At 63.1% G+C, this 12,662-nt stretch carries 12 protein-coding genes; 6 read left to right on the top strand and 6 right to left on the bottom strand.

Annotated elements, in window-relative coordinates:
• Positions 1–134 precede the first annotated feature (134 nt).
• Genes ASE94_RS17715 through phnG form a run of 3 tightly spaced genes read right to left on the bottom strand, consistent with a single transcriptional unit; the run spans position 135 to position 2,263 of the window.
• Positions 135–1,214, bottom strand: coding sequence for a carbon-phosphorus lyase complex subunit PhnI (locus ASE94_RS17715; RefSeq protein WP_061910093.1), 1,080 nt, complete (start codon positions 1,212–1,214; stop codon positions 135–137).
• Positions 1,215–1,811 (bottom strand): phosphonate C-P lyase system protein PhnH, encoded by a 597-nt coding sequence (phnH, locus tag ASE94_RS17710; protein WP_062631486.1) that lies wholly within the window; start codon positions 1,809–1,811, stop codon positions 1,215–1,217.
• The gene (gene phnG, locus ASE94_RS17705; RefSeq protein WP_061910791.1) at positions 1,811–2,263 is read right to left on the bottom strand and encodes a phosphonate C-P lyase system protein PhnG; all 453 of its coding nucleotides are present in this window, start codon (positions 2,261–2,263) and stop codon (positions 1,811–1,813) included. Before phnG ends, phnH begins: the two co-directional genes overlap by 1 nt.
• Before the next feature lie 79 nt (positions 2,264–2,342).
• Here phnG and phnF point away from each other — a divergent pair, with 79 nt between their 5' ends.
• Positions 2,343–3,068 (top strand): phosphonate metabolism transcriptional regulator PhnF, encoded by a 726-nt coding sequence (gene phnF / locus ASE94_RS17700; RefSeq protein WP_061910089.1) that lies wholly within the window; start codon positions 2,343–2,345, stop codon positions 3,066–3,068.
• A gap of 158 nt (positions 3,069–3,226) precedes the next feature.
• On the opposite strand, the gene phnN is transcribed toward phnF, so the two are convergent.
• Together phnN and ASE94_RS17690 are read right to left on the bottom strand one after the other, a co-directional pair.
• The gene (phnN, locus tag ASE94_RS17695; protein WP_061910087.1) at positions 3,227–3,784 is read right to left on the bottom strand and encodes a phosphonate metabolism protein/1,5-bisphosphokinase (PRPP-forming) PhnN; all 558 of its coding nucleotides are present in this window, start codon (positions 3,782–3,784) and stop codon (positions 3,227–3,229) included.
• Positions 3,781–4,923, bottom strand: a complete 1,143-nt coding sequence (locus ASE94_RS17690) for an alpha-D-ribose 1-methylphosphonate 5-triphosphate diphosphatase (RefSeq protein ID WP_062631485.1) — start codon at positions 4,921–4,923, stop codon at positions 3,781–3,783. The genes phnN and ASE94_RS17690 overlap by 4 nt, the downstream gene beginning before the upstream one ends.
• Positions 4,924–5,103: 180 nt before the next feature.
• On the opposite strand from ASE94_RS17690, the gene ASE94_RS17685 reads away from it, so the two are divergent.
• From ASE94_RS17685 to ASE94_RS17665, 5 genes are all read left to right on the top strand, one after another.
• Entirely contained in the window at positions 5,104–8,190 is a 3,087-nt protein-coding gene (locus ASE94_RS17685; RefSeq protein ID WP_061910083.1) for a glycoside hydrolase family 38 C-terminal domain-containing protein, read from the top strand.
• Between the two features lie 194 nt (positions 8,191–8,384).
• Entirely contained in the window at positions 8,385–9,494 is a 1,110-nt protein-coding gene (locus ASE94_RS17680; RefSeq protein ID WP_061910081.1) for a CehA/McbA family metallohydrolase, read from the top strand.
• A gap of 157 nt (positions 9,495–9,651) precedes the next feature.
• Positions 9,652–10,701, top strand: coding sequence for a LacI family DNA-binding transcriptional regulator (locus tag ASE94_RS17675; RefSeq protein ID WP_062631484.1), 1,050 nt, complete (start codon positions 9,652–9,654; stop codon positions 10,699–10,701).
• A gap of 75 nt (positions 10,702–10,776) precedes the next feature.
• The gene (locus ASE94_RS17670; protein ID WP_062631483.1) at positions 10,777–11,079 is read left to right on the top strand and encodes a hypothetical protein; all 303 of its coding nucleotides are present in this window, start codon (positions 10,777–10,779) and stop codon (positions 11,077–11,079) included.
• Positions 11,080–11,284: 205 nt separating this feature from the next.
• Positions 11,285–11,539 carry a hypothetical protein gene (locus ASE94_RS17665; protein WP_062631482.1) on the top strand — a complete coding sequence of 85 codons (255 nt, stop codon included), beginning with the start codon at positions 11,285–11,287 and terminating at the stop codon, positions 11,537–11,539.
• A gap of 22 nt (positions 11,540–11,561) precedes the next feature.
• Here the strand turns inward: ASE94_RS17665 and ASE94_RS17660 are convergent, their stop codons facing one another.
• Positions 11,562–12,248, bottom strand: a complete 687-nt coding sequence (locus ASE94_RS17660) for a Crp/Fnr family transcriptional regulator (RefSeq protein ID WP_162236116.1) — start codon at positions 12,246–12,248, stop codon at positions 11,562–11,564.
• Positions 12,249–12,662: the final 414 nt, after the last annotated feature.

Below are 12,662 nucleotides of genomic sequence, written 5' to 3'. Positions count from 1 at the left end.
GGGGGATATTTGAGCGAGAGTGGAGAGATCCCCCTCACCGACTCGGCCTGTGGCCGAGCCACCTCTCCCCGAGGGGGAGAGGAACACCCCGCCAAAACTTCCGGTTATTGCAAGAACATCAGCGACCAAGCGCATCACTCCGCCGCCTCCCGCCCCTCAAACTCCGCCCGCATCCGCCGGATCAAATCCAGCTCCGCCTGGAAATCCACATAATGCGGAAGTTTGAGGTGCTCGACGAACCCCGTCGCCTGCACATTGTCCGAGTGCGAAATGACGAATTCCTCGTCCTGCGCCGGCGCCACGATATCCTCGCCAAACTCTTTCGCCCGCAGCGCCCGGTCCACCAGCGACATGGCCATCGCCTTGCGCTCCGCCTGCCCGAACACCAGCCCATAGCCGCGGGTGAACTGCGGCGGGATCGTCGCCGAGCCCTTGAACTGATTGACCATCTGGCATTCAGTCACCCGAACCCGCCCCAGGCTCACCGCAAAGCCCAGCTCGGGAATGTCGAACTCGACCTCGACCTCGCCAATGCGGATTTCCCCGACAAAGGGATGCGTCCGCCCATAGCCGCGCTGCGTCGAATAGCCGAGCGCCAGCAGAAATCCCTCGTCGCCCCGCGCCAGCGCCTGCAATCGCAAATCCCGATTGAGCGGAAAATCCAGCGGCTCGCGCGTCAGATCGCCAACCTCATGCCCCTCAGGCAATTCGCCATCCGGCTCGATCAGCCCCTGCCGCCCGAGCAAATCCGTCACCCGCGGCGCCCGGCTCTCTTCGGCCTCGCGCGTGGCCGGCACTTCGGCATCCTCGCCGACAATGCTCGGGTCCAGCAGCCGGTGCGTATAATCAAATGTCGGCCCCAGCATCTGCCCGCCCGGCAAATCCTTGAACGTCGCCGAAATCCGCCGCTCGATTTTCATCGCCCCGGTGTCGATCGGCTCGGAATAGCCAAACCGCGGCAGCGTGGTGCGATAGGCCCGGACCAGAAAGATCGCCTCGATCAGATCGCCCCGCGCCTGCAAAAGCGCCAGCGCCGCCAGCTCCCGATCATACAGCGATCCCTCGCCCATGGCCCGGTCCACCGCGAGGCCCAACTGCTCGACGATCTGGTCGAGCCGCAACGCCGGCACCGCGCGATCTCCGCGCCGCCGATCCGCCAGCAACCGATGCGCATTGGCAATGGCGGCTTCCCCGCCCTTTACAGCAACATACATTTACGCGTCCCCAATCCGGGTTGTCCGCGGCAGGCCAACCACCTGCCCATCCGCCACCAGCAACAGGTCCACCCCGCGCGGAAAAAGCTCGCGGTTCTCGCTCCACTGGCTGACGAAATCCCCCGGCAAACCCACCGGGCTAATCTCCTGCGTGTCGCGAATACCCGGCCCCCGCAGCACCAGCGCCGGCCCGCCACTCAGCGCCGGCAATTCCACCACCAGCGTCGTCGACCGATCCGGATATTCTTGGCTTCCAAGATTGCAGTCCGCCAAATTCGGCAGCGCATCCCCGAGCGCCACGAAAGCAAAAACGGCCTTGGCCACATCGCTCACCACCGGCGCGCCGGAATGAAACCCGACAAATCCCTTCACCGCCGCCGTATCGACGCGCGGTGATAACCAAATCGCCGTGTCGTGGTCGCCAAGTGTTAACAGTGTGCTAGCCAATTCACCCTTGAGGTTACCCACACAGTCACTCATACCCGTCAGTTTTTGCGCCACACCGGGATGCGACAGCGCATCCAGAACCGCCCGGAACACACCCTGCGCATCGCGCACCGGATCGGCAAAACCCGCGCCAAAATCATGGGAAAGCATCAGTTATCCCCTCGCACCATGGTGAAAAAGTCCACCCGCGTCGCCGCCGTCTCCTCGGCCCGCTTCTCATCGCCCGCCGCCATAAGCGCCTCCAGCGGCTCAATAATTTCCGCATCGACCCGCGCCATCTCGCGCTGCCGCAGCGCATCGATCACCGCAATCGCCTCGGCCTTATCGAGATCACGCCCCAAACAATACCCGTGCCCAATTTCCCCGGTTACAATCCGCACACTGGCCCGGCTCACCGTCGCCTCGCCGAGATTGAACGGCGCCCCGCCGCCCCCCGCCCGGCCGCGCACCATAACGAGCCCGGTCTCGGGGCCACGAATGCGCTGATGCGCCGGCTGGTCACCGAAAGCGGCCCAGCGCTCGGCCAGCGCCTTGGCCGGCGCCGCCGCCAGCACATCCAGCGCCCGCTTTCTCGCGCTCTGTTCGGCAGAAATCTCTGACATCATGCTTGCCTCGATTTGTCTAATAAACTAGACAACTAATCTCACTCGTTCCGCTCTACGCTTCTCGTGTGAAAGTGCAATGACAAAATCGCATTCAACTGCCGGCGGCGTCGCCCTCTGGCGTCAGATCGCCGATGCCATCCGCCTCGATATCGTCGGCGGCAAACTCGCCAATGGCGATCGCCTCCCCACCGAAGCCCTTCTTTCCGAACGCTTTTCCGCCAACCGCCACACGGTTCGCCGCGCCCTCGCGGTGCTGGCCGAAGAAGGCGTCGTCATCGCCGAACAAGGCCGCGGCACTTTCGTAAGAAGTATTCGCCGCCTCAGCTACCCCATCGGCAAGCGCACCAGATTCCGCGAAGGCCTCAAGGGCCAGGCGAACACCGTCGTCACCAACACCCTGGGCGACCGCATCGATAACGCCAGCGCCCAGGTCGCCGAAGCCCTCGGCCTCAAACCCGGCGCCAAGGTCGTGCGGCTCGAAGCGGTTTCGCTCGCCGATGGCGTGCCGCTCTCGCGCTCCACCACCTGGCTCGCCTATCGCCAATTTCCAGATTTCGCCGCCCGCCTCACCGAGCTCAATTCGATCACACGCGCCTTCGAAAGCTACGGTTTCCCCGACTACGTCCGCGCCACCACCCGCATCTCCGCCCGCCACGCCGACGTCGAAGAAACCCGGCTTCTGGGCCTCGCCCCCGGCGCGATCGTCTTGGTTTCCGAAGCAGTCAACGCCGACCCCGACAGCAATCCGCTCTCCTACGCGCTGAGCCGCTTTCCGGCGGAGCGCATGGAATTGGTGGTTTGAAACTAGGGCTATAGAACACCCCCTCCCACCCTCCCCCATCAAGGGGGAGGTGCATATCTGTGGCTTTGAACAGATAGTGCCAAAAACTGGATACGACACCTCCCCCTAGATGGGGGAGGAAGGGAGGGGGTGGAGCCAAAAGCGCCGGCCCAAAAAGGCTAAGCCCTAACCCCGACCCGCAACAGATCCCTCAGCAGCCCCACAAACTGCTCCCCAGCCACATCCAGCGCGCCCGAATTATCAATCCGCACCGTGCTCGCTGGCAGTCTCACCCCGACGCTCCGGTCCATCCGCCGCCGGATTTCCCCGGCATCTTCCCGCCCGCGCCCGGCCAGCCGCTTCGCGACAACTTCCGGCTCCGCCCAGACCTCGACCACCAGCGCCGTCGGATAGCGCCGCAACAGGTCCGGGATCACCGCCCGCGAGAGGTTGGCGACAACCACCCGCCCCTCGCCAAGATCCCGATCGAGCGACACCGGCAGCCCATAATGCAGCCCATGCGCCTCCCAGCTCAGCGCAAATTCGCCCTGGCTCTCCGCGGCCAAAAACTCTGCCTCCGAGAGGCTGTCATGATCCTCGCTGCCGCCATCGGCCGGCCGCGTCACCACGCGCCTTACGGTGCAGATCTCATCGCCCAGCCGCTCGCGCGCAAAGTTCATGACGCTGTCCTTGCCAGCGCCACTCGAGCCCACGACGGCGACGATAGTTCCGCTCATATAACCCGACGCCCCTGCCGCCACACGGTCATGACGATCGGAATGCCCTCTTCGACCCGCACATGGACGAGGTCCGCGCGCTTGCCCACGGCAATCTCACCGCGATCATCGAGCCCCGCCGCCTCGGCCGGGCGCTTGGTCACAAAACCGATCGCGTCCGGCAAACTTATCCCCGGCACCTCTTCGGCAAGGCAAAATGCCGATTGCAGCATCGAGAATGGAATGTAGTCGGACGACAAAATATCGAGGAGCCCCGCCGCCGCCAGATCGCGTGCCGAAACATTGCCCGAATGCGATCCGCCGCGCACCACATTAGGCCCGCCCATCAGGATGGCCATGCCCGCATCGCGCGAAGCCTGCGCGGCTTCAAACGTCGTCGGAAACTCGGCAATGCGGATGCCCAGCGCCACGGCCTCGTCCACATGCGCCTTGGTCGCATCGTCGTGGCTTGCCAGCGCAATGCCCCGCTCCGCGCTCAGCGCTGCCAATGCCTTGCGGTGCTTGTCCGAGTAAGTCCCAGATTCATATGATCGTCTGGCGATGAACTCGGCGAGTTCATCGTCTGTCATCTTGAGCTTGCCCTGATAATAGACCTTGTAGGCATCCGGGCTCGCAAACTGCCGTTGGCCCGGCGCGTGGTCCATCAGCGAGGCCAGCCGCACCAGCGGGTGGTCCATGATTTGCTCGAAACTTTCGAGGCAATCCGGCGCCGAAACCTCGCAGCGGAGGTGGATCAGGTGATCCGCCCGCAGCCGCCCGGCATTGACGCCCGCCGTCACTGCATCGGCCAAGATCCGCAGCTCCACCGCGCCCATATCGGCATGCTCGTCGATCCCGACGCGAATGGCGTCGAACACCGTGGTAATGCCGGAAGCCGCGATCTGGGCGTCATGCGCCTGCACCGCCGCCACCGGGTGCCACCGCACTTTCGGCCGCGGCGCATAGTGCGTCTCCAGGTGGTCGGTGTGCAGTTCCACCAGCCCCGGAATGAGATAATCGCCGTTCAGATCCGTGCCGCGCCGGCTCGCCGAACCGATATCGGTGATGACCCCGCCCGCGATTTCGACCGCGCCTTCGTGGATGCCATCGGCAAGAACGATACGAGCATTACTCAATACTGTGGCGTCTAGGGCGTGCATGGCGGGCCAATCGAAAAGGGAAAAGTGGCGCTGCGATAGAGCAAAACTGTGACACCGAAACGACAAGCGGAAAACCGCTGAAATCTCGGCATTGCAACGTTTTTATCGCGCGCTCGCCATAGTTTTTCGCTATCGCTACCCGTCAATTGAATCACAGCGTCCCATTGAAAAAGTCTGCCCATGCCCCGTATTGCCAAGCTCGACCGCCTGCTCGCCGTGCTCCGCGAGCGCATCTTCCAGCGCTCCGGCATCTTCGTGCCGCTCAAGCACCGGCAGGCCGAAAATGGCGAACGCAACCTAGCCGCGCTCGAAGACCGCAGCGAATGGACCGACGTCGACCAGAACCTCGTCTGGGGCGAGCCCGATGGCTATTATTGGTTCGGCGGCTCCGTCACCTTGCCTCAGGAAATGGCCGGCAAACCCGTCTTCGGCCGCGTGGAGGCCCAGTTCGGCTCCGTCATGGGCCGCAGCGATCCGCAGCTTCTCGTTCGCCTAAACGGCAAGATCGCCAGCGGCGGCGATGGCAATCACCGTGAATTCCGCATCACCTCCAAGGCGACCGGCGGCGAAACGATCGACATCCTCATCGAGGCCGGCACCATCGAAAACCGCCGCCAGCTCGGCTTTGCCGTCGAACTGGTCACACTCGATCGCCTCGCCGAAATCGTCTACTACGACCTAAAGGTCCCGCTCGACATCGCCCGGCTCCTCAAGCCCGACGATGCCCGCCGCGCCCGCCTCCTCCGCCATATCGATGAAGCCGTGGACCTCATCGACCTGCGCCCCGGCAATCCCGAACGTTTCACCGCGAGCCTGGAAGCCGCACGCACCCGCGCCGACGCCCTCTACGCCGAGGCCGACGCCGATGCCATGCCCGAGATCGTCGCCACCGGCCACACCCATATCGACGTCGCCTGGCTCTGGCGCGTGCGCGAAACCCGCCAGAAAATGGCGCGTTCCATGGCCAATGCCCTCTCGCTGATGGACGAATATGACGACTACCGCTTCATGTATAATCAGGGCGTGCTGCTCGATTATCTCGAAGAGGACTATCCCGAGCTGTTCACCCGCATCGAAAGTCAGGTCGAAGCCGGCCGCTTCGAGATCGAAGGCGCGCTTTGGCTCGAACCCGACGTCGTCATCGCCTCGGGCGAAAGCCTCGTCCGCCACATCACCAAGGGCGTAAAGTACCACCAGGACAAGTTCGGCGTGACGCCAAAAATCGTCTGGCTGCCAGACACTTTTGGCTACACCGCTGCCCTCCCCCAGCTCATGGCCCTGGCCGGCCTTGAAGTCTTCATCACCCACAAGATGAGCTGGAACGACACCAACCGCATGCCGCATGAAATCTTCTTCTGGCAGGGTTTGGATGGCACCAAGGTCCCGGCCTATTTCCTCACGACCCAGCGTTACGAATATGATGGGATCAACACCACCTATTGCCCCGATCTCGTCCCCAGCCACGTCATGGGCACCTGGAAGCGTTTCAGCCAGCAGGGTCTCCACGACGAGCTCTTCCTCGTCTATGGCCACGGCGATGGCGGCGGCGGGCCCACCCGCGGCATGCTCGAAAATGTCCGCCGCATGGAGCGCGGCATTCCCGGCTGCCCCAAGATCAAACACGAGCCCATGGCACCCTATTTCAAGCGCCTCGTCGAGCGCATGAACCGCGAGCCCGAGGCGTTCCCAAGCTGGGTCGGCGAGCTTTATCTCGAATATCACCGCGGCACCCTCACCTCGGTCGCCAAGAACAAGCGCAACAATCGCCTCGCCGAACAGACGCTCCACGATCTCGAGGTTCTCGCCGTCCTCGCGAGCCGGCATGGCATCGCCTACCCCAAGGACACGCTGGAGCGGCTCTGGAAGACGGTCCTCCTCAACCAGTTCCACGACATCCTTCCCGGAACCTCGATCGGCTTCGTCTACGAAGACAGCGACCGCGACTACGCCGCCTTCTTCGCCGAAGCCGCAGCCCTTCGCGACCAACTCGCCGCGCCCCTCGCGACAGCCGGCACCTACACGGTCCTCAATTCCACGAGCCTTACGCGCACTGATCTGCTGACGCTGCCCGCCGGCACATCGGCCATCGCCGTCTCCGGTGAGACCATTACGGCCCAGACCATCACCCGCGCCGACGGCTCAACCGAAACCGTAGCTCCCTCCGCCGGTTTCGCGCCCCTCTCCGCCACTGCCCTGACCTTTACTGAGGCGACGGCTTCCGCCCCCGAAACCACGCTCTCCGTCTCCCCCACCCATCTCGAAAACCCCACCCTCCGCGCCACGTTCAACACCCGTGGCCAGCTCACCTCCCTCTTCGACAAAATCCGCAATCGCGAAGCCCTCCAGCCCGGCAAGCTCGGAAACAGCTTCGTTGCCCATCGCGATATCCCGATCGATTTCGACGCCTGGGACATCGATGACTATGTCGAAGACCAGTCCTGGCCCGTCGACACCCTGGTCTCGGCCAATGTCGTCGAAACCGGCCCCTGGCGCGCCGCCATCCGCTTCGAGTGGACCTATGAGAACTCCCGCATCGTCCAGGTGATCTCGCTTGCCGCCGACGCGGCCCAGCTCGAATTCGACACCATGATCGATTGGCACGAGCACCAGACGCTCCTCAAGACCGGCTTCCCGCTCGCCATCCGCACCGATGTCAGCCGCGCCGAAACCCAGTTCGGCCACCTCACCCGCCCCACCCACGCCAATACGTCGTGGGATAAAGCACGCTTCGAAACCTCGATGCACCGCTGGGTCGATCTCAGCGAGGCCGGCTTCGGCGTCGCCGCGCTCAACGATTGCAAATATGGCTATGACGCCAAGGGCTCGACCCTGCGCCTGACCCTGGTCAAATCCCCGGTCTTCCCCTGGCCCGAAGCCGACCAAGGCGAGCATCGCCTCCGCTACGCCCTCCTCGTCCACGCCGGCGATCTGCAAACCGTCCACAACGCCGCCACCGCTTTCAACCAGCCCCTGCGCCTCCTCGCCGGTTCAGCCACTGCCGCACCGACCCTCACTTCCCTCGCCACACTCTCAAGCGACCAGATCGCCATCGAAACCGTCAAGCAAAGCGAAGACGGCCAGCGCACGGTCCTCCGCCTCTGGGAAACCCAGAATAAGGCCGGCACCGTCACCCTGACGCTGCCGAACGCCACAAGGATCAGCGAAACCGATCTCTACGAAGCGGACACGTCCACGCTGGCCGAGAGCGCCAAAACCATCGACCTGACCTTCAAACCCTTCGAAATCAAAACCATCGCTTTGGGCTGAGCCCGCCCTGACCCACCCTCGATTGTCACCCCGGCGAAGGCCGGGGCCCATCCCGAGATCTCAAGTTGGATCCCCGCGTGCGCAGGGATGACACGCGGTGGGTAGATGAGAACAAGATCAACGTGAGCCCCGCTCCGTCCCTGCCCCTCCCAGGGGGAGGCTAGGTGGGGGTCCCCCAAACACCGAGCCCCGCCATGATCCCACCTCTCCCCAGCACCCTCCCCCCGCTCCTCGGCGTCGAGAACGGCGTCTGGCTCAAGGGCGATTGGCACATGCACTGCCGCCACTCGACCGACAGCTCCAATAACCCCCAATCCCGCATCATCAGTTTCGCGGAACAGTTCGGCTTCGATTATCTCGCCATCACCGACCATGACGTCCACGTCCAGGGCGCCGTCGCCCAAAACACCTGGGCCGATCCCGAATACACCTCCGAAAGCGTCCTCCTCTTTTACGGCGCCGAACTCACCGCCCCCCGCGGCCACGTCAACATTCTCTCGGCCGAGCCCTACGACCATCAAGCCATCTTCGACGCCCGCAACGCGCGGGATTGGGACCTTCTCAAACTCAAGCAAGACCTCGGCATTCACTGGTCCGCCAATCACCCGCACCACAAGAACCATTATGGGTTCTCTTTCGACCTCGCCGACAGCGTCGAGATCTGGAACACCAGCATCTGGCCAAAGAATATCCCAAGCGTGCGCATCTGGGACGATCAGCTCCTCTCCGGCCGCATGCTCGGCGCCCGCGGCGGCAGCGATTCCCACCATGGCATGCCCGATGATCCGGCCCTCATCGTCCCCCTGACCATCGAGCGGTCAGGCAACTACGTCGGCACGCCCACCACCTGGATTTTCGCCGCCGACCGCAGCAAGCCAGCAATCCTCGCGGCCCTCAAACAAGGCCGCGCCTCCGTCAGCTCCAACCCCTACAACCCGCGCGTCGAACTCCTCGCCGACACGACGGGTGCCGGCCAATTCGACATGATGATGGGCGATAACGCCATCCCTACGGGCGCCCCCGTCACCTTCGAAGTCCGCCTCTCGGGCGGCGGTATCCCCGGCGCCAATTACCAAGTCCGCGTCATCAAGAACCGCAGCGATTTCGCGACCCTTCTCACAGACGCCACCACCCGCACGGTCCGCTTCACCGATATCCCATCGCCCACGGACCGCAGCTACTATCGCGTCGAAATCGAAGGCCCCCAGGCTCCCTATCCCGAAGTCCCCAATTCCATGGCGCAAAGCCAGAACATGGTCGCCCTGTCGAATCCCATATACTTCAACTACGATCCGGAGTTCTGAGGACACTCGGGCTTAATTAAGCCCGGTGCCCTTCCCTCCACTGGATGTCATCCCGGCCTTGAGCCGGGATCCATCCCGAGATCTCAAGATGGACCCCGGCCTTCGCCGGGGCGACAATCGAGTGTGGTCCGCCCCTCGATGCAGCGGGGCAACACGCGTGGTTAGAGACCCAAGCCGAAAAGTCGGCGTCAAGGACATCGCCGAGGCAGCCGACGTCGCTGTCTCGACCGTCTCCCATGTCCTCAATGGCACTGCCCCCATTTCCGCCGAAGTCCGCGAGCGCGTCCTCAACGCCGCCAATGCCCTCGGCTATCTCGCCCGCCGTCGCGAAAAAGCGGCGATCGCTGTACTCCGCAGCGTCCTCCTCGCCGTGCCCACCGACACGCTCCCGCACAACGAGCACAACCTTTATTCCTGGACCCTTCTCAGCGCCCTCACGCGCGAATGCGAGCGCCGTGCAATTCGTGTCATCCCCATGGAAATTGGCCCCGAAATGGCCGATGGCGCAAAGATCGTCGAAAAGGCCCAGAGCCAGGAGGTCGATGGCGTCCTTATCCTCAACGACGATCGCCCCGAGCTCCTCCACGACATCGCCGCTGCCCGCATTCCCGCTGTCCTGATGAATGGCGAAGACCACGAAATGCAGATCGACAGCGTTACCCCCGGCAATCGCTTCGCCGCGCGTTACGCCACCAATTGGCTGATCGGCCAGGGCCATAGCCAGATCATGCATCTCACCTGGGAAGGCCGCTCCACCATCCGCCGCCGCCGCGACGGTTTTATCGACGCATTCCGCGCCAATAATATCGCAATCGACGGGGCCCAGGTCCATTTTGCCGACGGCTATCTGCCCGAATACGGCGCCGCGGCCATCGAGCGCTGGCTCAAAGACCATGATGGGCTCGGCGGCATCACCGCCATTTTTTGCGCCGCCGATAACCTCGCCCTAGGCGCCATCACGGCCCTCCACCGCGCCGGCATCCGCATGCCGCAGGACGTTTCCATAGTCGGATTCGACGGTGTCGCCCTCGGCGAATTCACCTCACCCTCACTGACCACCGTCAGCGTCCCCCTCGAACATATGGGCGCCGAGGCCCTGCATCTCCTTGAGCGGCGCATCGTCAATGCGCTCCTCAATCCGCCGGCTCATCGCCTCGAACTCGGCTGCCGCCTTACCATCCGGGGCAGCGTCCGCAGCGTCGGCTAGGCTCCTACGACCCCTGATAAACAGCGGAACAGCCCGCTGCTCCTCGCATTGGCCTTCATAGACTGGAGGCCCACAATGTCCGACCGCATCATCCCGCTCCACCCAAAGCCACGCCCTCAAGCAGGCGGCGAGCAATTGCGCGCCAGCATCGATGCCGGCCGCACCGGCGATAAGGTCGCGTTCCCCGATCCCGCCGCCGCGCCTCTGGCAATCGATGCTGAGGCCGGCGGCACCGCTACCGAATTCAAGCCCGAGTCTGACCGAAGCGACCTCACCCGCCGCGGTGGCGCTAGCGGCCTCCTCGTCTATGTCCTCGTCATCGCAGCCATTGCCGCCGCAGCGATCGCGCTGATCTGGTGGGGCACGACACCACGCTGAAGTCCACGTCTGTTATCCTACGATAACTCGAAAGTGGATGGCGGAACTCAAGCCTTTCGCCCAAAGTTCTGCCAACGACCTTGGGTTTGGTTCTTGCTTGATGACGCTGCAAGATCGGCCAAATTCAAGGTCGCTTCTCTCATGCGATATGCGCCCACGCATATCGCAAAGCACGGCAGCGCCACGGCGCTTGAGGAGCAAGGCGATGATTGAGGCAAATCTGGTTCGCGATCTGACCATCGAGCACGAAGGCAGGTCCTATCACGCAACCTATTTCGTCGAGCATGGACAGATCCACGTCAAAACCGGCGCCAAGCTTTTCCGTCTGCCATTGACCGAGACACCCGCCCCATCTGCCGTCGAAACGCTCCTGATCGGCCTCGCAGCCGATGCTGCCCGTGAGGCGAGCCAATCGTCACGTTGGGCTGAGGTTTTGACCGGCGGATCGAGCCCTCAATAGCCCAAAGGCGTAGGATAACCGCCTACCGGGCCTGCAAATATCCAGGATCGAACGAGCACAGCGACCGCATCCCCTCGGGGTCCGGCAGTGTCACAACCTTGTCCCTCCATGTCGCAAGACCCAGCCGGCGCAACACCTGCACCGTGCGATTGACGTGCACCGTCGAAAGCCCGAGTGCCTCCCCCAGTTCCGCCTGCGTCAGCGGCAGGTCGAAGCTGCCATCCTCGCGCACCAGCCCCGCCTTATTGAGCCGGAAGTGCATCTCGCAAAGGAGATGGCTGACTCGGTGCAACGCGTTGCGCCCACCAAGGCTGACCAGCAGTTCATTGGTCGCCCCATGCTCGATCGCAGCGCAGCGCAGGATCGCCGTCATCACCTCGGGATATTGCTCGACGATCCCCGCTAGCCGATCGAGATCGACCATGCCCACAGTGCTATGCGAGAGCGTCACGACGCTCTGCGATGCCGGGCTATCGGAGAGAAAACCAAAGTCGCAAATGTCGCCCGGCACAATGAATGTCGTGATCTGCCGGCTGCCATCCGGCAGGTATTTGTAGCGGCAGGCGAAACCCGACAGCAGCACGCGCACAGCCGTATCTTCCAACCCGTCCCGCACGATATGCTCGCGCGATTGATAGCTGCGTGGCGCCGATACGGCATCGCGCACCGCAGCGCGTGCACCCTCGGAAAGATCCATCAAATCGGTCAATCGGCGGTGCCAGATTTCCCCCGGGCTCAGGGTTGGACGAAGCGCGCCCCTCATTCAGGTCGCGCCCGAAGCGTTACGCATTGCGTGAACCACGTCATCCCGCAGCCGGGGCACCCGCTTTCCACCCCAGAATTATTGTTCGTTTTCAACGGCAAGCCCATGATTCTTCGTATCTGGACTTGACCCTATAGGCCGTTGCGCGCCGTGCAATTCACATAGGTTAAACAAGGCATTAGCGTCCTCGAAATCGATCTAAATAGATTGTCGTCCATCTAACCTGCGTTAGTCACATTTGTCTCTCAGACCAATTCAGAAAACTCTTGCTCCGATCGCGCGCATTCGGAGTTGTACTCAATAGGGGGAATGATTGGACCGATAATGCTCGCCAGCAATGTAAAGCCATTCGAAACGCCT

This window comes from Devosia sp. Leaf64 (assembly GCF_001421945.1).
In the GTDB taxonomy this organism is placed as follows: Bacteria; Pseudomonadota; Alphaproteobacteria; order Rhizobiales; family Devosiaceae; genus Devosia.
Note: the sequence above shows the minus strand (reverse complement) of the source record. Positions and strands in the feature narration are given on the sequence as shown.

What these genes read in the sequence shown, in the direction of transcription:
- ASE94_RS17680 (WP_061910081.1), top strand. Translation starts at nt 8,385, where the DNA reads ATGATCCCACCTCTCCCCAGCACCCTCCCCCCGCTCCTCGGCGTCGAG.
- ASE94_RS17715 (WP_061910093.1), bottom strand. Translation starts at nt 1,214, where the DNA reads ATGTATGTTGCTGTAAAGGGCGGGGAAGCCGCCATTGCCAATGCGCAT.
- phnH (WP_062631486.1), bottom strand. Translation starts at nt 1,811, where the DNA reads ATGCTTTCCCATGATTTTGGCGCGGGTTTTGCCGATCCGGTGCGCGAT.
- ASE94_RS17670 (WP_062631483.1), top strand. Translation starts at nt 10,777, where the DNA reads ATGTCCGACCGCATCATCCCGCTCCACCCAAAGCCACGCCCTCAAGCA.
- phnN (WP_061910087.1), bottom strand. Translation starts at nt 3,784, where the DNA reads ATGAGCGGAACTATCGTCGCCGTCGTGGGCTCGAGTGGCGCTGGCAAG.
- ASE94_RS17690 (WP_062631485.1), bottom strand. Translation starts at nt 4,923, where the DNA reads ATGCACGCCCTAGACGCCACAGTATTGAGTAATGCTCGTATCGTTCTT.
- phnF (WP_061910089.1), top strand. Translation starts at nt 2,343, where the DNA reads ATGACAAAATCGCATTCAACTGCCGGCGGCGTCGCCCTCTGGCGTCAG.
- ASE94_RS17685 (WP_061910083.1), top strand. Translation starts at nt 5,104, where the DNA reads ATGCCCCGTATTGCCAAGCTCGACCGCCTGCTCGCCGTGCTCCGCGAG.
- phnG (WP_061910791.1), bottom strand. Translation starts at nt 2,263, where the DNA reads ATGTCAGAGATTTCTGCCGAACAGAGCGCGAGAAAGCGGGCGCTGGAT.
- ASE94_RS17665 (WP_062631482.1), top strand. Translation starts at nt 11,285, where the DNA reads ATGATTGAGGCAAATCTGGTTCGCGATCTGACCATCGAGCACGAAGGC.